The organism is Sphingomonas sp. (assembly GCF_004799495.1).
Lineage (GTDB): Bacteria > Pseudomonadota > Alphaproteobacteria > Sphingomonadales > Sphingomonadaceae > Sphingomonas.
This window is the reverse complement of the sequence record NZ_SSMY01000002.1, coordinates 323,454-348,503: the sequence shown is the minus strand read 5'-3', so window position 1 is coordinate 348,503 and position 25,050 is coordinate 323,454. Positions and strand designations below refer to the sequence as shown.

The following is a 25,050-nucleotide window of genomic DNA, read 5'->3' as shown; positions in this document are numbered from 1 at the left end:
ACCTATCCCCTTGTTCTCGCTTATCGTGGTAGCGGGGCGGCGTGGATCACGAAAGGCCATTCGAGGAGCGGTTGCGCGCCGAAGCGTTAAGGCTCGGTTTCGCGGACATCGGCGTCGCGCGCGCCGACGCCGCGCCGCTGGCGGGCGAGCGACTGCGCCAGTGGCTGGGCGAGGGCGCGCATGGCGAGATGATCTGGATGGAGGAGCGGAGCGCTCAGCGTGCCGCGCCCGCCGGTCTGTGGCCCGACGTGAAGAGCGTGATCGCGCTCGGGATGAGCTACGCACCGGGCCGCGACCCGTTGGCGCTGGCGGGGGAGGGCGATGTCGGGCGGATTTCAGTGTACGCGCAGGGGTCCGACTATCACGACCTGGTCAAGCGCACGCTCAAGGCGCTGGCGCGGTGGATTGTCGCCGAAGCGCCGGGCAGCGACCTGAAGGTATTCGTCGATACCGCGCCGGTGATGGAAAAACCGCTGGCGGAAGCGGCGGGACTCGGCTGGCAGGGCAAGCACACCAATCTGGTCAGCCGCGAGCACGGCAGTTGGCTGTTCCTCGGCGCGATCTACACGACGCTCGACCTCGCGCCGTCGCTACCGGGCAGCGACACCTGCGGGTCGTGCGACGCGTGCCAGCGCGCATGCCCGACCGATGCGTTTCCCGCGCCCTACCGGCTCGATGCGCGGCGGTGCATTTCGTACCTGACGATCGAGCATAAGGGCCCGGTGCCCGAGGAATTCCGGGAAGCGCTCGGCAACCGCATCTACGGCTGCGACGATTGCCTCGCGGTGTGCCCGTGGAACAAGTTCGCGGCCTCCGCCGCCGCCAACCGCGCCTTCCTGCCGCGCGCCGAACTGACCGCGCCGCACCTCGCGGACCTGCTCGCGCTCGACGATGCGGCGTTCCGCCAAGTGTTCGCCGGCTCGCCGATCAAGCGGATCGGGCGCGACAGGATGGTGCGCAACGCGGCCTACGCGGCGGGCAACAGCGGCGATGCTGCACTCGCGCCCGCGCTTGAAACGCTGCGCGAAGACGCGTCCGACGTGGTGCGCGATGCTGCAGGCTGGGCGCTCGCCCGGCTACTTTCCGCCGCCGCGCCGCGCTAGCGCCGCGACACAGCTCGCGCGGTCGATCGGGCTGCCGTCGGGCTGGCGCGTATCGACATAGGTGACTGCCGCTTCGCCGCCGCCCTTGGGTGGATAGAGATAGGTATCGAGCACACAGATCGGCCCCTTGAACTGGAGCTTGCGCGCATTGCCCTCGCGCACGTCGGCGTCGGGATTGCCGAACTCGCGGGTCAGTCCCGCGGCGTTCTGCCCCATCACGCGGTCGAGCCCGGCGGTCGAGATCGGCCGCACCGGCGCGGCGCTCGGGGTCGCCGGACGCGCCATCGTTCCGCCGCCGCATCCCGCCAGCAACAGCCCCGCCCCGAGTATCATCGCGCGCGTCATCGCTTTCTCCCATGAAACATATGCGTCGCCATCGCCGCGCCGAGCATTGGGGTGACCAGATTGACGAACGGCACGCTCAGCAATGCCGCGACCGTCACGCCCAAGTCCCAGCGCGACCAGCGCGTGTCGCGCCGCCACGCCCTCATCTCGCCGCGCATCAGGTGGCGCGCCGCAACCATCTCGCCCAGATCGGCGCCGAGCAGCCAGCCGTTGGCGGCGTAAAACAACAGCGGCGTGCCCAACCCCGTTACCAGCAACAGGACGTAACCCGGGATAAGCAGCACGTTGACCAACAACGCCCGCACCGCCGAGCGCAACCCGAGCGCCAGCGATCGCGTTGCGGCCACGCGATGCGCATCCGCCAGTGCCGCTGGATAATGTCGCCGCTCGACCGCGATCACGATGTCGTCGCCGAACAGCCAGAGCACCGCCACCGCGATCGCGCGGAACAGCACCCAGCCGAACAGCAGCATCGCCAGGAACCCGCTGACCGCCGCCATATTGCCGGCGGTCTCGTCCCAGCCCAGCTGGTCGATCACCAGCCAGCGCGTCGCGAACCACAAACTAGCGCCGAGCAACAGAAAAATCATCAGCGTCAGCGCGATCGTCTTCGCGAACACGCGTAGGATCGCCGGGTCGGCGAGATCGCCGAGCGACAGGAAGAACGCGCGGATCATCGTTGCGCCCGTCTAGCCGCGCGGGTACGGCGCGGCCAACCCCATTCGGAGACTTGATTTGACCACCGCCACCTATGACGTCGTCGCGATCGGCAACGCGATCGTCGATATCCTCGCCCAGGCCACCGACGAATTCATCGTCGCGGAAGGGATGACCAAGGGCGGGATGCAGCTGATCTTCGATCCCGCCGCCGCCGACGACCTATATTCGCGCATGGGGCCGGGGCGCGAAGTGTCGGGCGGATCGGCCGCGAACACGATCGCCGGGCTCGCCGCGCTGGGCCATGCCACGGGGTTCATCGGCCAGGTCGCCGACGACCAGCTCGGCAATGTCTTCGCGCACGACGTCCAGGCGCTCGGCGTGCATTTCGCGACCCCGGCGGCGACCGGCGGCGATCCGACCGGGCGCTGCCTGGTGCTGATCACGCCCGACGGTCAGCGCACGATGAACACCTTCCTCGGCGCCGCGCAGTTCCTGCCCGAAGCGGCCGTCGACGAAGCGACGATCGCGGCCGGCGGGATCCTCTATCTCGAAGGCTATCTGTGGAACGCCGACCAGTCACGCGACGCGATGAAGCGCGCGATCGCGATGGCGCGCGGCGCGGGCCGCAAGGTCGCGCTGACGCTGTCGGACGCGTTCGTGGTCGAGGGGCATCGCGACGCCTTCCACGCGCTGATCGACGCCGGGCAGATCGACATCCTGTTCGCGAATGACGTCGAAGTGCGATCGATGATGCAGACCGAAGACACGGCGCAAGCGGTCGCCGCGTTGGCCGCCAAGATCCCGACTTTGGTCTGCACGCACGGCGCGGCCGGGGCTGAGGCACACAAGGGCGGCGAGCACGCCCGTGTCCCGGCCGAGCCGATCGACGACGTGGTCGACACGACCGGCGCGGGCGACCTGTTCGCGGCGGGGTTCCTGGCCGGACAAGCGCAGGGCCGCGACCTCGAGACGAGCCTGCGCATGGGCGCGATCTGTGCGGCGGAGTGCATCAGCCACATCGGCCCGCGTCCCGTTGCCGACATCAAGCAACTGGTTGTCGACAAACTCGGCTGAACCCGCTGCTTAGCGCCACAAAAAAGGCCGGGGATCGCTCCCCGGCCTTTTCGTTTGTGCCAAGCGCTGGTCAGAGCGGCTTGGACGTTTCCGGCTGCATCGACGGATCGTCGACCACATCCACGATTCCGCGGCCGACATGGCTGCGGCTGCGGCTGTAGAGGAAGTAGATCAGCAGGCCGATCGCACCCCAGCCCGGCAGGACGAGGATCGCGGTCAGCGGCAACGAGAAATACAGTCCGATACAGCCGATCATCGCGAGCGGCGCTATGATCCACACCGCCGGCGTCCGGAACGGGCGCGTCCGGTTGGGATCGCGCACGCGCAGCACCATCACCGAAACCGCGACCATGAAGAACGCGAACAACGTGCCCGAGTTCGAATAGTCGGCGAGCTTGCCGACCGGCAGCAACGCTGCCGCGAACGCCGCGGCGACACCGGTCACGATCGTGACGACGTGCGGCGTGCGGAACTTCGGATGCACTGCCGACAGACGTTCGGGAAGCAAGCCGTCGCGCGCCATCGTGAAGAACACGCGAGTCTGGCCGAACATCATCATCAGCACGACCGAGGGCAGCGCGATCACCGCGGCCAGACCGACCAGCCAGCCGACGTACGGATGATGGACGACCTGCAGCACGTGGACCAGCGCTTCCTTGGAGCAGACGAGCGGCTCGGTCGCGCCCGAGGCGACGGTCGATGCGCAGCGCCCGGCAAGTTCGGGGGTTCCCGGCGACAGTACGTGGCCCGCCGCATCCATCACCGGCTGTGCACCGATCGCGCCGATCGCACCACTGGCGACGAGCAGGTAGAAGATCGTGCAGATGCCGAGCGACCCGATCAACCCGATCGGCACATTGCGCTGCGGATTTCTCGTCTCTTCCGCCGCGGTCGACACCGCGTCGAACCCGACATAGGCGAAGAAGATCGAAGCCGCGGCGCCGAGCACCCCAGTCGTGCCCGTGGGCATGAATGGCTCGGTCGCGCTGCCGAAGTGCGACGAATTGAGCACCGGCAGCGTGAGCGCGATGAACGCGGTCAGCGCGGCGATCTTCACCGCGACGAGGATTGCGTTGACGCGCGCGCTCTCGGTCGTTCCGATCACGAGCAGCCAGGTGACAAACGCGACGATGATGATGGCGGGAACGTTGATCCAGCCGCCGACGTCCATCGCCTTTTGCAAGTCGGCGCTCATCGGCGTGCCGAACGCGACGTACATGTGCGCCATCAGGGCGTCGGCGTTACTCAGGGCCGCGGGTATGTGGAACCCGGCGGCCCCCAACCGCCCGACGACGAAGTTCGACCAGCCGACCGCGACCGCGCTCGCGCCGACGGCATATTCCAGGATCAGTGCCCAGCCGACCATCCAGGCGAGCAACTCGCCGTTGACCGCGTAGGTATAGGTGTAGGCAGACCCGGACACCGGGACCATCGAAGCAAGCTCGGAATAGCAGAGTGCGGCAACACCGCAGACGAAGCCCGCGATGACGAAGCTGATCAGCATCCCCGGCCCGGCCTTCTGCGCGGCTTCGGACGTGAGCACGAAGATACCCGTGCCGATCACCGCGCCGATGCCCAGCATGGTCAGCTGGAATGCGCCGAGCGTTCGGTGCAGTCCCTTCTTCTCGGCGGTCGCGAGGATCGCGTCCAGCGGTTTTACGCGGTCGAAAATCATGAACATCCCCTAGGGTATTTTTTATGTTGGCGCGGAGCCTAGCCACAATCGCGGGGGAGGCAATCCCTAACGCGCGAGCATCGGGCCGAGCGGTTGGCCGCCGAACAGGTGGACGTGCAGATGGGGTACTTCCTGGCCGCTATGCTGGCCGACATTGGCCAGCAGGCGATAGCCCGGCGCGACGAGGTCGAGATCGCGCGCGACTGCGCCGATTGCGCGGACGAAGCCGGCGATTTCCTCCGCCGAGGCGCGCGCGCTGAAATCGTCCCACGACACGTACGGGCCTGTCGGAACCACCAGGATATGCACGGGTGCGGCGGGGGCGATGTCGTGAAACGCGACGGCCCACTCGTCGTCGTAGACGCGCTTCGACGGGATTTCGCCGCGCAGGATCTTCGCAAAGATATTCTGGTCGTCATACGGCTGAGTCGCGTCGATCGGCATCACGAACTCCGGCTGGCCTTTTCGGTGAGGCCCGATTGCCCGGTGCGCCGCGCGAGTTCCTGACGGACATCGTCGAGCGACAAGCCGGCATCGGCGAGCAGGACGACAAGGTGATAGATTAGGTCGGCGGCTTCGCCGGTCAGCGCCTTCTTGTCGTCGCCCATCGCGGCGATGACGGTTTCGACCGCTTCCTCGCCGACCTTTTGGGCGACCTTGGCGCGACCCGCGGCGAACAGGCTGGCGGTGTACGAACTGGCGGCGTCGGCACCTTTCCGGGAACGGATCAGCGCGTCGAGCGCGTCGAGCGGGTCGTCGGCCATGGATCGATCGCTGCCCGCGCGGGCGCGCCGCGTCAATCCTCGGTTTTGGGTGTACCCTGCTTGGCGAAGCGTTTGCGCAGCGCACGTCGGGCCAGCCAGACGCCGCCAACCGCCATTACGAACAGCGCGATGTCCGAGAGTTCGGGCATGCTGCGCGTGTGGATCACGCCGCTATGCGGCGGCACCTGCGCAAGGGCCGGGGTTGCGAGGATCAGGAAGAGCAGGGCGAACCGCATTGCAACGCCATAGCGCGTCCGCCCTTAACAGTCAGGAAATGGGCCGCCGCACCGGAATCCCCGCCGCGGCCAACGTGCGGTGAGCGTCGGCGATGCTTGCCTCGCCGAAATGGAAGATGCTCGCGGCGAGCACTGCGCTGGCGTGGCCATCGCGGATGCCGGCGACCAGATCGTCGAGCCCGCCGACGCCGCCCGACGCGACCACCGGCACGCTCACCCGATCGGCGATCATGCGCGTAAGGTCGAGGTCGTAGCCGTCGCGCGTGCCATCGCGATCCATGCTGGTGATCAGCAGCTCGCCCGCGCCGAGCTCGGCGAGCCGGGTCGCGTGCGCCACGGCGTCGATCCCGGTGGCTTGCCGCCCGCCATGCGTGAACACTTCCCAGCCGTCGCCCGACCGTCGCGCATCGACCGAGGCGACCACGCACTGGCTGCCGAACCGCTCGGCCATCTCGCTCACCACCTCTGGTCGCGCGACGGCCGCCGAATTGACCGCCACCTTATCCGCGCCGGCTAGCAACAATGCCCGCGCATCCTCCCCCGACCGCACGCCGCCCCCGACGGTCAGCGGCATGAAGCACACCGCCGCGGTCCGCCGCACCACGTCGAGGATCGTCCCGCGCGCTTCGTGGCTGGCGGTGATGTCGAGGAAACACAATTCATCCGCCCCCGCCGCGTCGTACGCCTGTGCCTGCTCGACCGGATCGCCGGCATCGCGCAGATCGACGAAGTTGACGCCTTTCACAACGCGGCCGCTGGCAACGTCGAGACAGGGGATGACGCGCGCGCGGACGGTCATATGACTACACCGATTATGAAAACGACAAGCCCCGCTACTATCCACGCCGCGTTGAAGGCCATGGCAACCCAATAGCCGACGGGCTGGCTGTCGCGCGAAGCACTCAATCCTTTCACCGACGAGGTACGGTCCCGAAGATCAATTAAGAAGCCAAATCCGAACAGGGCCATAAGGCCGAGCCCCACCACGATGAGGCCAGCTTTTAGGGTCACGCTGCGTCCGCCACCGCGATCGCCGTCGCGAGGTCGAGGCGGCCGTCATAGAGCGCCCGCCCGGTTATGACGCCCTCGATCCCGTCGCGGGCGTGGAGCGCGAGAACGTGGATGTCGGCGATCCCGCTCACCCCGCCGCTCGCGATCACTGGGATATCGACCGTCCGCGCGAGATCGACCGTCGCCTGGACGTTGCATCCTTTCAGCAGCCCGTCGCGCCCGACATCGGTGAACAGCAACGCCGCGACCCCGGCATCCTCGAATCGCCGCGCCATGTCGACGACCTCGACGTCCGACACATCGGCCCAACCGCGCGTCGCGACCATGCCGTCCTTGGCGTCGACCGCGACGACGATCCCTCCCGGGAAGTCGCGCGCCGCGTCGTGGACCAGTTCGGGGTTCTCCAGCGCCGCGGTGCCGATCACCAGCCGCGCGACTCCGGCGTCGAACCAGCCCTCGATCGCGGCGCGGTCGCGGACGCCGCCGCCGAGCTGGACATGGCCGGGGAACGCCGCAACCACCGCGCGCACCACGTCACCGTTGACCGATTGCCCGGCGAACGCGCCGTCGAGGTCGACCATGTGGAGGTGCTGCGCGCCGGCTTCGGCGAACGCCATCGCCTGCGCGACCGGGTCACTGCCGTAGATCGTCGCCGAGTCCATGTCGCCTTCGGACAGGCGCACGACGTTGCCGTCCTTCAGGTCGATCGCGGGGAAGACGATCAGCGACATCAAATCCTCCCCGGGACGGGGAGGGGGACCAGCCGCAGGCTGGTGGAGGGGGTGGGCCGAGGGCGATTCCGAGGAGGATGACCCCCTCCGTCAGCGCTACGCGCTGCCACCTCCCCATGAATGGGGAGGATTTTTACGGCTGCCATTTCAGGAACCTTTCCAACAAGTCGAGCCCGTAGCGCTGGCTCTTTTCCGGGTGGAACTGCACCCCCGCCAGATTTTCGCGCGCGATCGCCGCGACGACCGGACCGGCATGGTCGGTGGTGGCGATCACATCCTCGCCCTCGAACGCGTAGGAGTGGAGGAAATAGGCCTCGCCCGGTTCTACCAGCGGGTGTGGAGCGGTTAGGTGAACGTCGTTCCAGCCCATGTGCGGAACCTTGGCGGTCGGGTCGCTTGGCGCCAGTTGCTTCACGCGCCCCCGCACCCAGCCAAGTCCGAGATGCTCGCCCATTTCCTCGCCGGCATCGGCCATCAACTGCATGCCGACGCAGATGCCGAGGAACGGTGCGCCGTCACACCGCACGCGCTGATCGAGCGCCTCGACCATGCCATCGATACCGCGCAACGCACTCGCGCACGCGCCGAACGCACCCACTCCCGGCAGGACGATGCGATCGGCCTTCGTCACCACGTCCGGATCGGCGGTCACTGCGATGTCGCGCGCGCCCGCTGCCTTCAGCGCGTTGGCTACCGAATGAAGATTGCCCGCGCCGTAATCGATCAGCGCGAGCGTCAATTAGCCCACCCCTTTAGGGGAGGGGCTTTCACAATGTGCCTTTGGTGCTCGGAATCACCCCGGCCTTGCGGGGATCGATCTCGACCGCCTCGCGCAACGCCCGCGCCAGCCCCTTGAACGCAGCTTCGGCGATATGGTGGTTGTTCGACCCGTACAGCGTCTCGATGTGCAGCGTGATCCCCGCGGTCTGCGCGAACGAGTGGAAGAAATGCTCGAACATCTCGGTGTCCATCTCGCCGAGCCGTTTCTGCGAGAATTCGGTCTTCCACACGAGGAACGGCCGCCCCGAAATATCGAGCGCGACGCGCGTCAGCGTCTCGTCCATCGGGCTCAGTGCGTCGGCATAGCGGCGGATGCCGCGCTTCTCGCCCAGCGCCTGCGCCACCGCCTCGCCGATCGCGAGGCCGGTGTCCTCGACCGTGTGGTGCTGGTCGATATGCAGGTCGCCGACGGTCTTGACGCTCAGGTCGATCAGCGAATGGCGGCTCAATTGTTCGAGCATATGATCGAAGAACCCGATCCCGGTCGACACGTTGTACGCGCCTGTCCCGTCGAGATCGACGGTCACATCGATGCTCGTCTCGCTCGTCTTGCGGCTGATCGTCGCGCTGCGCATGGCTCCCCATAGCGCCCACGCCCGCGCATGCAATCTTGACCCGCTCCCGCCAGCCGCTACCCAAGGCGCATGAGCGATAGCCTGCCCGACAGCCTGATTCCCTATGACGAGATCGTCCAGGAGGCATTGCGTGCGGTGGTGGGCCGCGTGCTGGGGTCGGTCGCGGCGGGCGGCGGGCTGCCGGGCGAACATCATTTTTACATCACGTTCAAGACCCAGGCGCCCGGCGTCGACATACCGTCGCGGCTGATCGAGCGGTTTCCCGACGAGATGACGATCGTGCTGCAGAACCGTTATTGGGACCTGACGGTCGACGACGAGCGCTTCTCGGTGGGCTTGAGCTTCAACCAGGTGCCGTCGAAGCTCGACATTCCCTATTCGGCGATCACCGGGTTCCACGACCCCGCGGTCAATTTCGAGCTGCGTTTCCAGGCGCAGGAAGGGCCGGATGGGCCGGAGCCGCATGAGGAAGCCGAGAACGATCCGATCGAGCGCGTCGATGACGGGTCGAATGTTGTGGCGGTGGATTTCAAGCGCAAAAAATAGCCGCGCCCGGCGGTTGGAGGGCGAATGACCGAAACCCGCACCGAAACCGATTCGATCGGCGCTATCGAGGTTCCCGCCGCCGCCTATTGGGGCGCGCAGACCCAACGCTCGATCCAGAATTTCCCGTTTCCCCCGACCGAACGCATGTCGATCGCCATCGTTCACGCGCTCGCGCTGGTGAAGCAGGCGGCGGCGCGGGTAAACCGGCGGCATGGCCTGCCGCCCGAACTCGCCGATGCGATCGAGGCGGCGGCGGCCGAAGTCGTCGCGGGGAAGCTCGACGACCAGTTCCCGCTCGTCATCTGGCAGACCGGCAGCGGCACGCAGTCGAACATGAACGTCAACGAGGTGATCGCCGGCCGCGCCAACGAGATGCTGGCCGGCACGCGCGGCGGCAAGACGCCGGTCCATCCCAACGATCACGTCAACATGAGCCAGTCGTCGAACGACAGCTTCCCGACCGCGCTCCACATCGCGGCGTCGCTCGCGGTGACCAAGCGGCTGTTCCCCGCGCTCGACCGGCTGAAGGACGCGCTGCAAGCCAAGGCTGGGGCGTGGGACGACATCGTCAAGATCGGCCGCACGCATTTGCAGGACGCGACGCCGCTGACGTTGGGGCAGGAGTTTTCGGGGTACGCCAACCAGGTCTATCGTTGCGGGCGGCGGATCGAGCCGGCGATCGTCAACGGCACCAACCGGCTGGCGCAGGGCGGAACCGCGGTCGGCACGGGACTCAACGCGCCCGAGGGGTTCGCGGGCAAGTTCTGCGCGGCACTGGTCGAGATTACCGGGCATCCGTTCGTGCCGGCGGAGAACAGCTTCGAGGCGCTCGCGTCGAACGACCCGTTGGTCCATCTGTCGGGCACGCTCAACACGCTCGCGGTCGCGCTGACCAAGATCGCCAACGATATCCGCCTGCTCGGCAGCGGCCCGCGCTCGGGGATCGGCGAGCTGGCGCTGCCCGCCAACGAACCCGGCAGCTCGATCATGCCGGGCAAGGTCAACCCGACGCAGTGCGAGATGCTGACGATGGTCGCGGGGCAAGTGATCGGCAACCATCAAGCGGTGACGGTAGGCGGGATGCAGGGGCACCTCGAGCTCAACGTGTTCAAGCCGCTGATCGGCGCGGCGGTGCTGCGCTCGATCGATCTGCTCGCGGTGGCGATGGAGTCGTTCGCCGAGCGCTGCGTCGAAGGGCTGGAGCCTGACCGGCAGCGGATTGCCGAGCTGGTCGATCGCTCGCTGATGCTGGTCACCGCGCTGGCGCCGGAGATCGGTTATGACAAGGCCGCGAAGATCGCCAAGCATGCGCACGAGCAGGGCATGACGCTTAAGCAGGCGGGGCTCGATCTAGGGCTGGTCGACGAAGCCACGTTCGACCGGGTCGTCCGGCCGGAGACGATGATCGGGCGCTGACGGAACTTCGCTGCGGATCGCGCTTTATCGCCCTGCAATTTCAGGGAGTTTCTCATGATCGGTGACCTCATTGCCGCCGCTATTGGCCGCAAGATCGACCTGCGCGACGGTAAGGGCGGGACGCTGGGCGCGCTCGCCGGCGTCGCGACGTGGAAGGTCGCGCGCAAGGCCGTGCCGGCTGCGATCGTGATCGGCGGTGCCTATGCGGCGCTTCGCTATCTCAACCGCAAGCTCGACGGAGCTGCCGCGCCCGCCTGAAGCGGATCAGCCCGCCTTCATCCGCGTCACTTCGCGCTCGAGCTTGTCGAGCGTCGTGCGCCAGCCCTCGGGCGCGCCGCCGACCGCGGCGATGCCGGCGTCGTCATAGACTTCGTAGGCCTGGTGAACGTGCATATTGGTGCCCGCGCTGTCGTCGGTGAACTCGACGGTCGTCACGACATGGAAGCTCGATGTGCGCTCCTCGTTGGCGTGCCCGCCCGCTTCCCACACGATCTTCTCGTTCTCGACGATGTCGATGAAGCTGCCCCGGCTCCAGTATTGCTCGCCGTCGGGCGCCTCCATGCAGATTTCGAAGCGACCGCCGGGACGGAATTCGACCACGGCTTCGGGTGTGGTCATACCTTCGGGGCTGAACCAGGCCCTGATATGCTCGGCCGTCGTCCAAGCGCGAAACACCAAAGCGCGCGGGGCGTCGAAATGGCGGTCCGATACCAAAGGATCGGGGCGAATGACCGTCTTGTCGCTCATTTCTCTTTTCCTTCCATCGTCTTGAGATAATCGTCGAGCTTATCAAAGCGGCTTTCCCACTCGCGGCGACGGTCGAGCATCCAGTGTTCGACCAGCCGCATCGCGACCGGATCGATCCGGCAGGTGCGCACGCGCCCGGCCTTGTGCGACCGGACCAGCCCCGCCGTTTCGAGCACCGCGAGGTGCTGCATTACCGCGGGCAGCGACATCTCGAACGGCGATGCCAGGTCGCTGACCGTCATCGGCCGCGCGATCAGCCGCTCGACAATTGCGCGCCGCGTCGAATCGGCGAGCGCGTGAAACGCGCGATCGAGCAGGTGCGATTCATTAAGCATCTACTTTACTATTAGTGAGGCAGAAAACTAAAGCAAGTGGCTAAGTTTTGAGTCGCTTGACGCGGCCTGCCGCTCCACGCCAAAGGCGCGCATGGCCGATCACCGCGCGTCGCAACCCAAGAGCTTCAAGCGCCGCGGCTTGATGTTCGTGCTGTCCTCGCCGTCGGGGGCAGGCAAATCAACCATCGCCAACCGGCTGCTCAAGGAAGAACGCAACAAGCTCAAGATGTCGGTGTCCTACACCACGCGCCCGATCCGTCCGGGCGAGGTCGACGGCAAGGACTATCACTTCGTCACCAAGGACGTTTTCCGCCAGATGGTCGAGGACGACCAGTTCCTCGAATGGGCGCGCGTGTTCGAGGAGCGCTACGGCACGCCGCGCGAGACGGTGTTCAAGGATTTGGAGGCAGGCCGCGACATCCTGTTCGATATCGACTGGCAGGGCGCGCAGCAATTGTTCCAGCTCGCCGGCGGCGACGTGGTACGGGTGTTCATCCTGCCGCCGGGACTCAAGACTTTGCGCGCGCGGCTGGAGAAGCGCGCGACCGACAGCCAGGAAATCATCGACCGCCGCATGGACCGTGCGCAATCGGAGGTGAGCCACTGGGACGGGTACGATTACGTCCTAGTCAACGACGACCTCGACGATTGCTACGAGTGCGTCCAGACGATCCTGACCACCGAACGGCTCAAGCGCTCACGCCAGCGCGGCATGATCGGCTTCATCCGGCGTCTGCCGGAGATGTAGGAAGCGCGCGGCGGCGTCGAATTCGGTGCGCCGCACGGCACGCGCTTGCGCCGCCAGCGCGTCCTCGCCCCATTGCTCGGCTTGCCAGTCCTCGTCGAGGTTGGCCGCATCCCACACAGCGTCGGCATCCATCGCACGCTCGACCAGCGCGAGGCCGAGCACCAGCGAGCCGGTGATCGTGACGATCGGCGCCAGCGCGGCGAGCTCGAACGGGTCGCGGACGGCAACCGCGACCGCGAGTCGCTCGATCGTGGCGTCGGGCTGCGGCTGATGCATGACACCGGGGGCGAGCAGGAAGTGCACGTCGTACCGCGTCGTCGCCCAGGCGAGCGGCGGATCCCACGCCGTCGCTTGCCGGGCGATCAACTCGGGCGGCGCATCGGCGCGGTAGCAGAGCAAGTCGCTCTCGGCATAGGCCGCCAGGTTCGCGGCAAACACTGCCGGGTCGGCGGCGACTCGCTCGATCGCGGCGTTGGCGAGGCCAGTCAGCGGCATCGGGCGCGGATCGATCTCGTCTTCGACGCAGCGCCATTCCTCGGCGATCGCCTCGGCCAGCGCATCGGTCGGCAGTATGAGTGGCAAGCGTCCCGGCGTGCGCACCGGCTTTCCGTCGAGCTGGATGCCGCGCTCGGCATCGACCGCAACCTCCTTCCAGAAGCGCTTCATTTGGGGAGTTTGCGTGGCCGCCGCCGGTTGGTCCTCACAGTGCCCGGTGTCGCCCAGCGATGCGCCAGCGCCAGTGGTACGACTAATGTCATGTAGATCGCCGACAGCACGATTGCGCCGCCAAGAACCTTCATTTGCCATTGCGGAAATCGCGCCGTCAGGACCAGCCCGAACACCGCGCCGGCGGCACCGATCAGGCGCGTGCCGACGATCAGCAGGTAACGATTGCGGGATTGCGAGGGGTTGGGGGTGTCGGTCATTGTGCCTCCAGATGGAGCGGCGGATCGGCAACTGCAAGCGCGGCCCATCATGCGTTGCGCATCCAGTGGGCGATACCGCGCCTGCCCGAGGCCTCCGCACCGTCGGCGGCGGCGAGCCGCGCGGGCTCGGGCTTGTTCTGGCCGAGCTTGATCGTCCCGCGCCACGCCGCGATGTCGAGCCGGAAACCGACGATCCCGCTCGTCATCTTGTCGAACAGCTTCGGGTCCATCTTGCCGCGCGTCCACGGCGCCTTGTCGAGCTTCGCCTCCTGCTCGGCCGCGAGCTGGTCGATCTGCGCGACGAGCGCGTCATGCTCCATCCGCTGGATCGTGCCCTCCAGCTCGACCGCGATATAGTTCCACGTCGGGACCTGGTCGGCGTCGAGCCCGTACCAATCGGGGCTGATATAGCCGTCCGGGCCGAGCACGGTGAACAGCGCGGTCGCCTCGTCGAGATGGCGCACGATCCCGTTGCCGCGCGCGAGGTGCAGCCCGAGCGTATCGTCGTCGAGCCACACGACGGGCACCTGCGCGACGCGCGGGCCATCGGGGGTCGCGGCGAACAGTTGCCCGAAGCCGAGTTCGCTCACCAACGCGCGCATCGCGTCGCGGTCCTCCCAGCGGTAGGTCGAGTTGGGATGCATTAGCGCTTCTTGGGGCTTGGCTTCTTGCCGCCGGGTCTGGCCGGTTTGCCGCGCCAGGGCGCAGGCTCGCTACCGCGATTGCGGCGTTCGCCCTTGCGCTCCTTGCGCACGCTCTTGGCGTGCTGCTTGGCGCGGACCTTCTGCTCGGCCTTGGTCGGCGGCGCCGGCTCGTCGATCGGCATCATGTTGCCGAGCATCTGGTCGAACCCGAGCTGCGCGAGGCTCTCGGCGAAATGCTGCGGCAGTTCGGCCTCGACATCGATCGTGCCGCCGTCGGGGTGATCGACCGCGATGCGGCGCGAATGGAGGTGCATCTTTCGGCTGATCCCGCCGGTCAGGAACGCCGCCGGGCCGCCATATTTGCCGTCGCCGACGATCGGGTGACCGATCGCCGCCATGTGGACGCGGAGCTGGTGCGTGCGCCCGGTGTAGGGTGTCAGCTCGACCCAGGCGGCGGCATTGCCCGCGCGCTCGATCACGCGATAGCGGCTGCGCGACGGCATCCCCTCCGCCTCGTCGACATGCATCTTTTCACCGCCGGTGCCGGGCTGCTTGGCGAGCGGCAGGTCGATCATGCCGTCCTCGATCGACGGCACCCCGACGATCAGCGCCCAATAGACTTTCTTCGCGCTGCGCCCCGAAAAGGTCTTGGCGAAGAAGGCAGCCGCGCGCGCGGTGCGCGCGACGAGCAGCGCGCCCGACGTGTCCTTGTCGAGCCGGTGGACCAGCTTGGGCCGGCCTTCATTGTCGTATTGCAGCGCGTCGAGCAGGCCGTCGACATGTTGCGTCGTCTTGGTCCCGCCCTGCGTCGCGAGGCCCGGCGGCTTGTTGAGCACGAACGCCTGCGCGTCTTGGTGGATCACCATTTCGCGCGCGAACGCGATTTCGTCCTCGCTGAGTGGCGGGCGTTCGCGCTTGGGCTTGCCCGCGACTTGTACCGGTTCGGGCGGCGGCAGGCGCAGCATCTGGCCAGCGGCGATCCGGTCCCCCGGCGTCGCGCGCGCGCCATCGACACGCAGCTGCCCGGTGCGTGCCCATTTGGCGACCGTCGTGAAGCTCGTGTCGGGCAGATGCCGCTTGAACCAGCGGTCGAGCCGGATGCCGTCGTCGTCGGGCGCGACAGTGAAGCTGCGGATCTCGCTCATGCCACTGCCCTGACCAGATACAGCCCGGCGAACAGGGCGATCACCGATCCGATTACAGACACCAGCGCGTAGGTCATCGCGGCGCCCCATTGCCCACGCTCGATCATCGTTACCGCGTCGAGCGAGAACGCCGAGAAGGTGGTGAATCCGCCCAATAACCCAACCCCGATCAGCAGGCGGCCATGCTCGCTGCCACCGGTGCGCGCGAGCATCCCGGCGAGCAGCCCCATCAGAAGGCCCCCGATCAGGTTCACCGCGAGCGTGCCCCAGGGATAATCCGGGCCGAGCGCGCCGAGCGCGAGCTTGCCGACGGCATAGCGCCCCGCGCTGCCCACCGCGCCGCCGATCATGACGAGAAGGAAATTCATTCGGGCGCTGTAGCCGGAGGAGCGCGTCTAAACAAACGCGGTCGTCCGGCGGTTTTCAGCACCCACGCGAACTGCGCTGCCTATGCTGTCCGTTATCGGGTAGGCGGCCTCGCGTGGGTGCTGAAGCGGGTAGAAGCGATGGCGGGGCGATCAGTTCCCGTTATTTGCGACCAAGTCCACCTCTGTTCGCCCGTCGCCGCGCGTTTGGAGAAAAATAACGTAGGCCGCGCCGTCCTTGCGCGTGCCGCCGAGCACATGCTGGCTGTCGTCGGCCTGGTGCTCGGCGGAATAGCCGGCGGTCGTGACTCGGCCGTAGTACCAGTCGAGCACGGTCTGGATCGACGCGCCGGTAGAGAAACTGACCACGCGCAGGCGGCAGCCGTTCGCCGACGCGCCTGCCGCTTCATCGACTCGCGCGTCGGGATAGAGCGGGAGGTCGGTCGGCAGGCGCTGCACCCAGCTGGTCGAATATTGCAGCGCGTGCGCGCACTTCGCGGTGTTCCTGTCGGCCTGGCGGCTGGCGAGCGCGCCGAGCGTCACCGAATCGTCGCGGACCTTGCACTGCGGGCAGTCGCCGGAGGGGGCGGGAGTCGCTTTGCTGCCGCCCGAGGAGGACGATCCGCTGGCGGTGAGCGTGCCGTCGGTCTTGCCGCCGGCGACCGAATCGGGCGGGATCGCGCCCGAATAGGGCTGGCGCGGCGGGCGGATGGCATCGGCATTCGACTGGCCGGCGAGCGCCGGGTCCACCATGATCTGGTCCTGCAACGCCCCACGCATAGCGGGATCGCTCGCGTTCGCGCCGTTCCCGGCGAGCTCGGCATCGAGCGAGTCGAGATTGTTCTCGGCGGCCGGCTTGCCGCCGCATGCGGCGAGCGTGAGCGGGGCGATAAGCCAGGCGAGGGCGCGCGTGCGGAAAATCACGTCATCGGCCTACAGGCGCCCGGTTAACATCGCGGAAACACAAAAGGGCCCGGCCGAAGCCGGACCCTTCCTGCGTGACCCGAAGGCCGATCGGTTAGCGGCAGCGGATCTGCCCGCGGTCGATCGACGACCCGAGCGCCGCGCCTCCCGCCACGCCAAGCAGCGTGCCGAGCGTGCTCGACCGGCCATTCGACAGCGAGTTGCCGATCAGCCCGCCGATCGCGCCACCGATGATCAGGCCGGTGGTGCCGTCCGAACGGCGGCAATAATATTGCCCGTTCGACCCGCGATAGATGCGGTCGGTGCGATACAGCACGCGCGGCTGGTAATAGCGACCGTCACGATAATAGCGGTCGGCATAATAATAGCGCTGGCCGTTTTCGAAGCGGTTGTAATCGTAGTTACGCCACGTCCGCCAATCGCGCATGTCGTGGCGATAGTCGCCGCGGGCATCGCGGATCGCGCGGGCGCGTTCGCGCTGGGCACGCGCCACGTCGCGCACGCTATCGGCCTTGCGCAAATCGTGGCGGTAATCCTTGTTCGCGTCCTTCACGCTCTTGCGATATTCACGGTTCGCTTGGGCGGGGGTGCTCTGGGCCGAAACCATCATCGGGGTCGCCATGGTGCTAGCGGCCAGGGCGGCCAACATGAGCCGTCGCATCGTCATTCTCCCTTTCTGTTGGAGTGACGATAAAACCCGCGAGGCCATTCGAGGGTTGCGTGAACGGAAAACTACATTCCGTTCATCGCAGCGACAGTCTGCCCCCAGTTCAGCCGGTCAGCGTGTGGTCGAGCGTGATCTCGGCATTGAGCACCTTCGACACCGGGCAATGCGCCTTGGCGTCGGCGGCGATGCGCGCGAACTGATCGGGGTCGATCCCGGCGACGGTCGCGGTCAGCATCAGGTCCGACCGCGTGATCGCAAAGCCATCGCCCTCCTTGTCGAGCGTGACCTTGGCGGTCGTCTCCAGCCGGCCGTCGGCGAACCCTTCCCGCGCTAGCGCGAAACTCAGCGCCATGGTGAAGCAACTGGCGTGTGCCGCGGCGATCAATTCTTCCGGGTTGGTCCCGGGCTCGTCGCCGAAGCGCGTGCCGAACCCGTATTTCCGGTCGGCGAGCACGCCCGACTGGGTGGAGACGTGTCCGATGCCGTCGTTGCCGAACCCCTCATAGGTCGCCGAACCGCTGCGCGTCGTCACCGTCTTCCTCCCAATAAGAAAGGGGCGCGACCGACCGGCCGCGCCCCGTTTGTTTTCGCTGTCAGCGGCGGCGCTCTTAGCGGCGGCAGCGACGATGCGCGGTGATGGTGCGGTCGATCGCACGCCCGCCGAGCGCGCCAGCGACACCGCCGACCACCGTCCCGAGCAGCTTGTCGCCGCGCCCCGCGATGCCGTTGCCGACCACCGCGCCGCCGACGCCGCCGACCACCGCGCCGGTCGTGCCGCCCGAATGCGTGCAATAGGTACGGCCGCTATGGCCGCGATAAGTCCGGTAATAGTGTTTGCGCGCGTCGGCTTGGGTCGGGATCACCATGGTCGTGGCTGCCATCGTGACGGCGCCGAGCGAAAGCATGAGTTTACGCATCTCGAATTCCCTTTGCTGATTATCAATGCCGGGTGCGTAACGTGTTCGGTGCCCCCAAAGTTTCATCGCGGGAGAATTTAGCTTGCGGTGCAAGCTACAGAGCAGCACCGCCGATGTGCACGATATCCACGTTATTCACAGCGCCGCGAGCGTGTTTCGCGCTTGGCGCGAATCGGAATCGGTGACAGCTTCATGACATTGAGAACGCGGACGGTTCGCCGAGAAATCGGCAGATTGTTCAAGGACTTGATCTTCGAGAATGTTATCCGAGCCGCAAGGCGAAGACGATGCTTTCGAGGTTGGGACATCGGCCCCCGCTGAACCCGGTTTGGAGCGCGCAAGCGATCCTTTCGGACTCTGCAACCGATGGCCCGAACGCAAGGAGCAGGTGCTTCGGCATCGAGACCTTGTGAGGCCGCCGGTGGCCGGGAATGCTGAGACTCTTCGGATGATCGCGCCCGGCCCCGACGACCGAACCGGTGATCAGGTGGGCTTTCGGGCCAAACCGGTTGTCGGTCGCGAGATTCGGGTCGCCTTCGGACGATCGGGGTGGAGCAAATTGCTGGCGGACGATCGGTCTTCGGATCGGTCGAAAGTCGGCAAGCGAAGCTCGGTTTGCCTTCGGGCGGAACGAGTGGAGCAAGCCACGATGTCGGACGCGCTTCGGCGCATCGGATATGGTGGTTCGCGAAGCGAGGGTTGTCTTCGGATGGTCCGGACGGAGCGAAACCGCGGAGTTGCGTGGCCTTCGGGCCAACGCAACCGAGCAACCCGCGAAACCTGGCGCCGCTTTCTTCGGAAAGCAGCACGGATGTAGCGAGCCGCCGAAACCAGATGGCGCAGGCCGACCTTCGGGAAAGCCAAGCGGATCGAAGTCCGGCGACAGGGGAGTCGGTCGCAAGACCGGCTCCCCAATTGCGTTTTGGGGCTTTGCGTTCTCCCAACATCGCATCGCTGGTCAGGCGCCGATTGCCCGGCTAACCCGTCCGGAATGCTTCCCCACACCCCCGACTGGCTCCCCGCGATCGCGCCGTGGCTCGACCTCGCCGGGCTGATCGTGTTCGCGGCGTCGGGCGCGCTAGCGGCGGCGCGGCGCGGGCAGACGATGGTGACCTTGTGCTTCTTCGCGGTTGTCACCGGCGTCGGCGGCGGGACGGTGCGCGACGTCCTGATCGGCGCGCCGGTGTTCTGGATCCACGACAGCCGCGCCGCCGCCGCGTGCCTGATCGTCGCGTTCGCGGTGTGGCTGACCCCGGCGGCGTGGTGGCGCGGGCGGGCACTCGACTGGTTCGACGCGGTCGGGCTGGCGGCGTACGCCGTGTTCGGCGCGGCGAAGGCGATCGGGTACAGCGTGCCGCCGGTGCCCGCCGCGTTGATGGGCGTGGTGACCGCGTGCGTCGGCGGGATCATCCGCGATGTGCTGGCGGGCGAGCCGTCGATCCTGTTGCGGCCCGAAATCTACGTGACTGCGGCAGCGCTGGCGAGCGGGCTATACGTCGGGCTGGGGCAGGCGGGGGTGCCGTTGCCGGTCGCGGCGACGGTCGGCGCGCTTGCCGGCTTTACGCTGCGGGCAGTGGCGATCCGCTGGAAGCTCGCGTTGCCGGCGTATCGTGGAGGCAAGGAATGATCGCGCTCGTCCTAGCCGCGGCGACTGCGCCCGCACTCCAGCCGCAGCTTCACCCGCTCGGCTTTCTCGCCGGGCATTGCTGGCAGGGGCAGGTGGCGCCCGGCCGGATCGACCGGCATTGCTTCGCGGTGCTGACCGACGGGTCGATCCGCGACCGTCACCTCGTCAGCGAGGGCGGCCGCCGCGTGATGGGCGGGGAGAGCGTCTATCGCTGGGATGCGCGCGTCGGCGCGATCACCTTCACCTATCGCGACAGCTTCGGCGGGCGGCTGACCGGGATGGTGCAGTCGCGCGGGAGCTTGCTGGGTCTCGCCGGGCATTATATCGCGAGCGGCGGTCAGCGCTTCACCATCACCTCGCGCTGGGCGCGGATCGGCGACACTGCCTATCGCGCGGAAATTCGCTCGGCCGACCTGCCGCAGGTCAACGGCACGACGGTGTACCGGCGGCTCGACTAGCCGCGCTGGATCACGCCGACGTCGCTGAACTTCTTCGGCTCGGGGGGCGGGATCGTCGCGTCGGTGAGTTCGCATTGCCAGAAGCCGACATCGATCCAGCGGCCCTGCTTGAACCCCATTTCGCGCAGCACGCCCGCGCGGCGAAAGCCCGTCGCCTCGTGCAGGCCGATCGAATAATCGTTGGGCAGCGCAAGCACGCTGACCGCCTGGACGAAGCCTTGCGCGCGCAGCGTGTCGATCAGCGCGCGATAGAGCAGCCGCCCGACGCCCTGACCCTGCGCTGCGCCCGACACATAGACGGAGGTTTCGACGACATAGCGATACGCCGGCCGTTCGCGGAACTTGGTGGCATAGGCATAGGCCAGCACCGCGTCGCCGTCCGCCTCGCCGTTGGTCGCGACGATCCACGGGTACAGCCCGTCGGACGCCGTCATCCGGGCGCGCATCTGGCGCGCGTCGGGCGCTTCGGTCTCGAAGCTGACCGTCCCGGTGACGACATAGGGCGCGTAGATCGCGGCGATCGCGGCGGCATCGTCGGGACGTGCCGCGCGGAGCGCAATCACGGCCAGATCGCCTTGATCAGCAATTGCGCGACGTTGAGGTCGGCGCGGCCGGCGCGCGCGTCGCTGAACCCGGCGCATTCGAGGCAGCGCGCCTGGACAGAGCTCGCGCCCGCGAGCCGCTTGGCATCGCCCACCGCGCGCGCCAGCACGTCGCGGCGCTCGCTGGCGATCACGCCGAACACGTCGCGCGCCTGCAGGTCGTTGTCGTCGTCGTCCTTGCCCCACGCTGCAAGCAGCTGCGTGAACCAGCTCGGCTTCTTCTCGAGATAGACGCGACTCACGTTCTTGGGGTCGAGCCCCGCGCGCTTCGCCGCTTCCGCGACCGCGTCGTCGAGCGTGCCGAAGCGGTCGACCAGCCCGATCTGCCGCGCGGTGCCGCCGTCCCATACGCGGCCCTGGCCGATCTCGTCGACGCGCTGCGGCGTCAGCTTGCGCGCGGTCGCGACGCGGCTGAGGAACTGCGCATAGCCGTGCTCGATCGCCGATTGCAGGATCGCGTCGACCTGCGGATTGGTGCCGCCATAGATGTCGGGCTGGCCCGACAGCGGCGTGGTCTTCACCCCGTCGGCGGTGACGCCGAGCTTCGCCAGTGAGTTCTCGAAGGTCGGGATGATCCCGAAGATGCCGATCGAGCCGGTGATCGTATTGGGCTCGGCGAAGATCACATCGCCCGACGTCGACACCCAATAGCCGCCCGACGCGGCGAGCCCGCCCATCGACACGACGACGGGGAGGCCCTGCTTCTTGGCTTCAAGCACCGCGAGCCGGATCGTTTCCGACGCCAGCGCGGAGCCGCCGGGCGAATCGACGCGCACCACCAGCGCTTTCAATTCCTTGCGGGCCAGCGCGTCGAGCACGGCCTTGGCGATCGTGTCGCCGCCCGCGGTGCCGGGACCTGCCTTGCCATCGACGATCTCGCCCGCGACGGTGACGATCCCGATCTTGTCGCCGCCGGTCGGTATCGGGTTGGCCGCGACCCAGTCGTTATAGTCGATCTTGGCATAGGCGCCCGCGACCTTCTTCGGCGCATCGCCGGCGAGTTCGGCCACATGTTTCCCGAACGCCACGCGGTCGCCGAGCTTGTCGACGAGGCCGGCGGCCAGGTTGGCCTGTGCGATGTCGCCCTTGGCCGCGGTGATCGCCTGGTCGGGCGTAGTCAGGAATTGGTCGATCTGCGCCTTGGGCCGCGCCTTGTGGATCAGGTCCTTCCACTGGCCGAAGATCGACCCGTACAGCGCGGTCAGCGCTTCCTTCGCTTCGGGCGACTGGTCGGCGCGGGTATAGGGCTCGACGTACGACTTGAACTTGCCGACGCGATAGACGTGGACGTTGACGCCGAGCTTGTCGATCAAGCCCTTGTAATAGAGCTGGTTGCCGCCCGGCCCCATGAACAGCGTGCCGCCCATCGGGTTGACCCAGATCTCGCTGGCGTTGGAGGCGAGCAGGTAGCTGCCGTCGGTATAGGCGGTGGCGTAGGCTAGCACCTTCTTGCCCGACGTCTTGAACCGGCCGATCGCGTTGGCGACCTCGGTCACCGCCGCGGGATAGCCGCCGCCATAGCTGTCGAGGTCGAGCACCAGCACCTTGACCCGCGCATCGTCCTTCGCGGTGTCGATCGCGCGTACCAGGTCGCGCAGGCGGAATTCGTGGTCGGGCCCTTCGCCCTGCGCCGCGGCGAGCGCGGTCGGCGTCGCGGGCTGCTCGACGATCGCGCCGTCGAGCTTGAGCACCAATGCGCCGTCCGAAATCCGCCCCGCATTGGGCTTGCCCGACAAGGCCGCGAACAGCACGCCGAAGAAGATCAGCATGAACAGGAGGACGAGCCCGTCCTTGATTCCGACCAGGATTTTCCAGGCGCCCCGAACCAGTTTCACTTGGCAGTCTCCTCCGGCGCCGTGATCGGCGCCTCGTCGCTCCCGCGAATAGCCGCAAGTGTGTGGGGGGAGCAATACAGACTTTCCCCTCTCCCCTTGCGGGAGAGGGTTGCGCAGACTTGGGTCGCGCTCCTTCAGCGCGGCCCTAGTCGGAGCTGGGTGAGGGGTAAGCGGTCGCGCTTGCGACCGCGCGGCGCTTGCGCGCCGCTCACCCTCTCCAAGCTGCGCTAGGCAGCGAGCTGCCAAGCTTCGCTATCCTCTCCCGTCAAGGGAGAGGAGTTGGGTCCACGCCAATCTTCCGCTATCCGCCCCGCGTATGGACGCGCCAGCCGCCCCGATGCCGCTGGCCGGCCCGCCGCCGCAGACGATGCGCGACGAATTGCGCGCGCTCGCGCGGCTCGCGGCGCCCTTGGTCGGCGCGAACCTGCTCCAGATGGCGGTGTACGCGGTCGATGTGATCTTCGTCGCGCGGTTGGGCGCGGTAGATTTCGCCGCGGCGACGCTCGGTGTGTTCCTGTTCAGCCTGATCCTGTGGGCGCTGATCGGCTTCACCGGTGCGTGCGCCCCGATCATCGCGGCGGAGATCGGCGCGCGCAGCCATGCGGTGCGCGAAGTGCGGCGGTCGTTCCGGATGGCGATGTGGCTCGGCGCCATCGCCAGCGCCTTCTTCATGCTCATGCTCGCCAATGGCGAGGCGATCCTCCGCCTGTTGCATCAGGACCCGCGCGTCGCGGCGCGCACCGGCGCGTTCCTCGATATCCTGCTGTTCGTGATGCTGCCCAACGTGTGGGCCGGCGTGATGCGCACCGCGGCGGCGGCGCTGGGGCGGCCGGGCTGGGCATTGCTCGTGACATTGATGGCGCTGGGCTGCGGCATCCTCGGCAATTGGTTGCTGGTGTTCGGGCATGGCGGTTTCCCCGCATTGGGGCTCGAAGGATCGGCGATCGCCAGCGTGGTCACGGCGAGTGCGATGATGCTGGCCTATGCCGCGATCATCCAGTTCGATCCGAAGCTGCGGCGGTACCGCCTGTTCGGGCGCTGGTGGCGGCCCGAATGGCCGCGCCTGGTCGAGATCGCCAGGCTGGGCGCGCCGATCGCGCTGACCTTCACGCTGGAGGGCGCGCTGTTCGGCGGCGCGGCGTTCCTGATGGGGCTGATCGGCGTGGTCGAGGTCGCGGCGCACGCGATCGCGCTCAACATCGCGGCGATCGCGTTCCAAGTGCCGTTCGGGATCGGCCAAGCGGCGACGATCCGCGTCGGATTGGCCTATGGCGCGGCCGACCGCGACTGGATCGGTCGCGCCGGCTGGGCGGCGATCGTGACGGGCACGGGGTTCATGGCGCTGACCGCGTCGGCGATCTGGCTGGCGCCGCACCTGTTCGTCAGCGTTTATGTCGATGTGAGCGACCCGGCGCACGCGGCGGAAGTCGCGCTGGCGGTGCAATATCTCGCGGTCTGCGCGATGTTTCAGCTGTTCGACGGGGCGCAGGCGGTCGCGGCGGGCAGCTTGCGCGGGCTGCAGGATACCCGCATGCCGATGATCATCGCCGGGTTCGGTTACTGGGTCGCGGGGTTCGGCACCGCGATCTTCCTCGGCTTCCACGCGCATTGGGAGGGCGTGGGAATCTGGGTCGGTCTGGCGGTGGGATTGTTCGTCGTCTCGGGACTGCTCGTCGCACGCTGGTCGATGCGCGAGCGGCTCGGCTTGCTGCCGGCACACGCCGCCTGAACCGTCATTACCAAATAAATCATCCGCGGCCATTGACGGCGCCAGCAGCGCTACACATATGCGCGCCACTGGCACTCGGCGGAGTTGAGTGCCAAGACCTATGCAATCAACCTAGAGAGGCTATCAGCAATGAGCTTTCGTCCGTTGCACGACCGCGTTCTCGTCCGCCGTATCGAGGCCGACGAAAAGACCGCGGGCGGGATCATCATCCCCGACACCGCCAAGGAAAAGCCGCAGGAAGGCGAAGTGATCGCCGCCGGTTCGGGCACCAAGGCCGAGGACGGCAAGGTCACGCCGCTCGACGTCAAGGCGGGCGACCGCATCCTGTTCGGCAAGTGGTCGGGCACTGAGGTCAAGCTGAACGGTGAAGACCTGCTGATCATGAAGGAAAGCGACATTCTCGGCATCGTTGGCTGAGAGTCCGTTTCCGCGACAACTTCGTAAACTTCCAGATTTGAAAGGGTA

The 25,050-nt window shown here is 67.2% G+C and carries 33 protein-coding genes; 10 read left to right on the top strand and 23 right to left on the bottom strand.

Annotated elements, in window-relative coordinates:
- Window positions 1-41 precede the first annotated feature (41 nt).
- Window positions 42-1,103, top strand: a complete 1,062-nt coding sequence (gene queG, locus E7773_RS02990; protein ID WP_293987928.1) for a tRNA epoxyqueuosine(34) reductase QueG — start codon at window positions 42-44, stop codon at window positions 1,101-1,103.
- Here the strand turns inward: queG and E7773_RS02985 are convergent.
- Together E7773_RS02985 and E7773_RS02980 are read right to left on the bottom strand one after the other, a co-directional pair.
- Window positions 1,077-1,448, bottom strand: a complete 372-nt coding sequence (locus E7773_RS02985; protein ID WP_293987926.1) for a hypothetical protein — start codon at window positions 1,446-1,448, stop codon at window positions 1,077-1,079. The genes queG and E7773_RS02985 overlap by 27 nt on opposite strands.
- Window positions 1,445-2,125: an EI24 domain-containing protein gene (locus E7773_RS02980; protein WP_293987923.1), complete on the bottom strand. Its 681-nt coding sequence runs from the start codon at window positions 2,123-2,125 to the stop codon at window positions 1,445-1,447. Before E7773_RS02980 ends, E7773_RS02985 begins: the two co-directional genes overlap by 4 nt.
- A gap of 58 nt (window positions 2,126-2,183) precedes the next feature.
- Here E7773_RS02980 and E7773_RS02975 point away from each other — a divergent pair, with 58 nt between their 5' ends.
- On the top strand, window positions 2,184-3,182 hold the full coding sequence (locus tag E7773_RS02975) for an adenosine kinase (protein WP_293987919.1): 999 nt from the start codon (window positions 2,184-2,186) through the stop codon (window positions 3,180-3,182).
- A 70-nt stretch (window positions 3,183-3,252) separates the two neighbouring features.
- On the opposite strand, the gene E7773_RS02970 is transcribed toward E7773_RS02975, so the two are convergent.
- The 8 genes from E7773_RS02970 to hisB all read right to left on the bottom strand — a co-directional run bounded on the left by E7773_RS02970 (window position 3,253) and on the right by hisB (window position 8,954).
- Entirely contained in the window at window positions 3,253-4,857 is a 1,605-nt protein-coding gene (locus E7773_RS02970) for an amino acid permease (RefSeq protein ID WP_293987916.1), read from the bottom strand.
- A 66-nt stretch (window positions 4,858-4,923) separates the two neighbouring features.
- Entirely contained in the window at window positions 4,924-5,301 is a 378-nt protein-coding gene (locus E7773_RS02965) for a histidine triad nucleotide-binding protein (protein ID WP_293987913.1), read from the bottom strand.
- Complete coding sequence (locus E7773_RS02960) at window positions 5,301-5,621, bottom strand: phosphoribosyl-ATP diphosphatase (protein WP_293987910.1); 321 nt, start codon at window positions 5,619-5,621, stop codon at window positions 5,301-5,303. Before E7773_RS02960 ends, E7773_RS02965 begins: the two co-directional genes overlap by 1 nt.
- Before the next feature lie 32 nt (window positions 5,622-5,653).
- Window positions 5,654-5,857 (bottom strand): hypothetical protein, encoded by a 204-nt coding sequence (locus E7773_RS02955; RefSeq protein WP_293987907.1) that lies wholly within the window; start codon window positions 5,855-5,857, stop codon window positions 5,654-5,656.
- Window positions 5,858-5,888: 31 nt separating this feature from the next.
- Complete coding sequence (gene hisF, locus E7773_RS02950; protein ID WP_293987904.1) at window positions 5,889-6,656, bottom strand: imidazole glycerol phosphate synthase subunit HisF; 768 nt, start codon at window positions 6,654-6,656, stop codon at window positions 5,889-5,891.
- A gap of 208 nt (window positions 6,657-6,864) precedes the next feature.
- Window positions 6,865-7,599, bottom strand: a complete 735-nt coding sequence (gene hisA, locus E7773_RS02945) for a 1-(5-phosphoribosyl)-5-[(5-phosphoribosylamino)methylideneamino]imidazole-4-carboxamide isomerase (protein ID WP_293987901.1) — start codon at window positions 7,597-7,599, stop codon at window positions 6,865-6,867.
- Between the two features lie 133 nt (window positions 7,600-7,732).
- Entirely contained in the window at window positions 7,733-8,338 is a 606-nt protein-coding gene (gene hisH / locus E7773_RS02940) for an imidazole glycerol phosphate synthase subunit HisH (protein ID WP_293987898.1), read from the bottom strand.
- Between the two features lie 28 nt (window positions 8,339-8,366).
- Complete coding sequence (gene hisB, locus E7773_RS02935; RefSeq protein ID WP_293987895.1) at window positions 8,367-8,954, bottom strand: imidazoleglycerol-phosphate dehydratase HisB; 588 nt, start codon at window positions 8,952-8,954, stop codon at window positions 8,367-8,369.
- 69 nt (window positions 8,955-9,023) lie between these two features.
- Here hisB and E7773_RS02930 point away from each other — a divergent pair, with 69 nt between their 5' ends.
- From E7773_RS02930 to E7773_RS02920, 3 genes are read left to right on the top strand one after another with little or no spacing between them, the layout of a single operon-like run.
- The gene (locus E7773_RS02930) at window positions 9,024-9,500 is read left to right on the top strand and encodes a ClpXP protease specificity-enhancing factor SspB (protein WP_293987892.1); all 477 of its coding nucleotides are present in this window, start codon (window positions 9,024-9,026) and stop codon (window positions 9,498-9,500) included.
- Window positions 9,501-9,524: 24 nt separating this feature from the next.
- Window positions 9,525-10,916 (top strand): class II fumarate hydratase, encoded by a 1,392-nt coding sequence (gene fumC / locus E7773_RS02925; RefSeq protein WP_293987889.1) that lies wholly within the window; start codon window positions 9,525-9,527, stop codon window positions 10,914-10,916.
- A 54-nt stretch (window positions 10,917-10,970) separates the two neighbouring features.
- Entirely contained in the window at window positions 10,971-11,174 is a 204-nt protein-coding gene (locus E7773_RS02920) for a hypothetical protein (protein ID WP_293987886.1), read from the top strand.
- A 6-nt stretch (window positions 11,175-11,180) separates the two neighbouring features.
- On the opposite strand, the gene E7773_RS02915 is transcribed toward E7773_RS02920, so the two are convergent.
- The gene (locus E7773_RS02915) at window positions 11,181-11,663 is read right to left on the bottom strand and encodes an SRPBCC domain-containing protein (RefSeq protein ID WP_293987883.1); all 483 of its coding nucleotides are present in this window, start codon (window positions 11,661-11,663) and stop codon (window positions 11,181-11,183) included.
- Complete coding sequence (locus E7773_RS02910) at window positions 11,660-11,998, bottom strand: metalloregulator ArsR/SmtB family transcription factor (protein WP_293987880.1); 339 nt, start codon at window positions 11,996-11,998, stop codon at window positions 11,660-11,662. The genes E7773_RS02915 and E7773_RS02910 overlap by 4 nt, the downstream gene beginning before the upstream one ends.
- Before the next feature lie 91 nt (window positions 11,999-12,089).
- Between E7773_RS02910 and gmk the strand changes: the two genes are divergently transcribed.
- Window positions 12,090-12,746, top strand: coding sequence for a guanylate kinase (gene gmk, locus E7773_RS02905; protein ID WP_293987876.1), 657 nt, complete (start codon window positions 12,090-12,092; stop codon window positions 12,744-12,746).
- On the opposite strand, the gene E7773_RS02900 is transcribed toward gmk, so the two are convergent.
- From E7773_RS02900 to E7773_RS02860, 9 genes are all read right to left on the bottom strand, one after another.
- Window positions 12,696-13,412: an ATP12 family protein gene (locus E7773_RS02900; protein WP_293987873.1), complete on the bottom strand. Its 717-nt coding sequence runs from the start codon at window positions 13,410-13,412 to the stop codon at window positions 12,696-12,698. The two genes, gmk and E7773_RS02900, sit on opposite strands and share 51 nt — an antisense overlap.
- Window positions 13,409-13,672, bottom strand: a complete 264-nt coding sequence (locus E7773_RS02895) for a hypothetical protein (RefSeq protein WP_293987870.1) — start codon at window positions 13,670-13,672, stop codon at window positions 13,409-13,411. The genes E7773_RS02900 and E7773_RS02895 overlap by 4 nt, the downstream gene beginning before the upstream one ends.
- Before the next feature lie 47 nt (window positions 13,673-13,719).
- Window positions 13,720-14,316, bottom strand: a complete 597-nt coding sequence (locus E7773_RS02890; protein WP_293987868.1) for an FMN-binding negative transcriptional regulator — start codon at window positions 14,314-14,316, stop codon at window positions 13,720-13,722.
- A complete protein-coding gene (locus tag E7773_RS02885) occupies window positions 14,316-15,461 on the bottom strand; it encodes an RluA family pseudouridine synthase (RefSeq protein ID WP_293987866.1) in 1,146 nt (381 codons plus the stop codon). The genes E7773_RS02890 and E7773_RS02885 overlap by 1 nt, the downstream gene beginning before the upstream one ends.
- On the bottom strand, window positions 15,458-15,829 hold the full coding sequence (crcB, locus tag E7773_RS02880) for a fluoride efflux transporter CrcB (RefSeq protein ID WP_293987864.1): 372 nt from the start codon (window positions 15,827-15,829) through the stop codon (window positions 15,458-15,460). Before crcB ends, E7773_RS02885 begins: the two co-directional genes overlap by 4 nt.
- A 150-nt stretch (window positions 15,830-15,979) precedes the next feature.
- A complete protein-coding gene (locus tag E7773_RS02875; RefSeq protein WP_293987862.1) occupies window positions 15,980-16,750 on the bottom strand; it encodes a hypothetical protein in 771 nt (256 codons plus the stop codon).
- A gap of 94 nt (window positions 16,751-16,844) precedes the next feature.
- Entirely contained in the window at window positions 16,845-17,360 is a 516-nt protein-coding gene (locus E7773_RS02870; protein ID WP_293987860.1) for a glycine zipper 2TM domain-containing protein, read from the bottom strand.
- Window positions 17,361-17,520: 160 nt separating this feature from the next.
- A complete protein-coding gene (locus E7773_RS02865; RefSeq protein WP_293987857.1) occupies window positions 17,521-17,949 on the bottom strand; it encodes an OsmC family protein in 429 nt (142 codons plus the stop codon).
- Window positions 17,950-18,025: 76 nt separating this feature from the next.
- The gene (locus E7773_RS02860; protein ID WP_293987854.1) at window positions 18,026-18,334 is read right to left on the bottom strand and encodes a glycine zipper 2TM domain-containing protein; all 309 of its coding nucleotides are present in this window, start codon (window positions 18,332-18,334) and stop codon (window positions 18,026-18,028) included.
- 991 nt (window positions 18,335-19,325) lie between these two features.
- Between E7773_RS02860 and E7773_RS02855 the strand changes: the two genes are divergently transcribed.
- Both E7773_RS02855 and E7773_RS02850 read left to right on the top strand, forming a co-directional pair.
- Window positions 19,326-19,961: a TRIC cation channel family protein gene (locus E7773_RS02855; RefSeq protein ID WP_293987851.1), complete on the top strand. Its 636-nt coding sequence runs from the start codon at window positions 19,326-19,328 to the stop codon at window positions 19,959-19,961.
- Window positions 19,958-20,419, top strand: a complete 462-nt coding sequence (locus E7773_RS02850; protein ID WP_293987848.1) for a hypothetical protein — start codon at window positions 19,958-19,960, stop codon at window positions 20,417-20,419. The genes E7773_RS02855 and E7773_RS02850 overlap by 4 nt, the downstream gene beginning before the upstream one ends.
- Here E7773_RS02850 and E7773_RS02845 read toward each other — a convergent pair.
- Window positions 20,416-20,982 (bottom strand): GNAT family N-acetyltransferase, encoded by a 567-nt coding sequence (locus E7773_RS02845; RefSeq protein WP_293987845.1) that lies wholly within the window; start codon window positions 20,980-20,982, stop codon window positions 20,416-20,418. The genes E7773_RS02850 and E7773_RS02845 overlap by 4 nt on opposite strands.
- Window positions 20,979-22,856 (bottom strand): signal peptide peptidase SppA, encoded by a 1,878-nt coding sequence (sppA, locus tag E7773_RS02840; protein ID WP_293987842.1) that lies wholly within the window; start codon window positions 22,854-22,856, stop codon window positions 20,979-20,981. The genes E7773_RS02845 and sppA overlap by 4 nt, the downstream gene beginning before the upstream one ends.
- 316 nt (window positions 22,857-23,172) lie before the next feature.
- Between sppA and E7773_RS02835 the strand changes: the two genes are divergently transcribed.
- Both E7773_RS02835 and groES read left to right on the top strand, forming a co-directional pair.
- A complete protein-coding gene (locus tag E7773_RS02835) occupies window positions 23,173-24,585 on the top strand; it encodes an MATE family efflux transporter (RefSeq protein WP_293987839.1) in 1,413 nt (470 codons plus the stop codon).
- Between the two features lie 129 nt (window positions 24,586-24,714).
- The gene (gene groES / locus E7773_RS02830) at window positions 24,715-25,002 is read left to right on the top strand and encodes a co-chaperone GroES (RefSeq protein ID WP_293987836.1); all 288 of its coding nucleotides are present in this window, start codon (window positions 24,715-24,717) and stop codon (window positions 25,000-25,002) included.
- The last annotated feature ends 48 nt before the right edge of the window (window positions 25,003-25,050 follow it).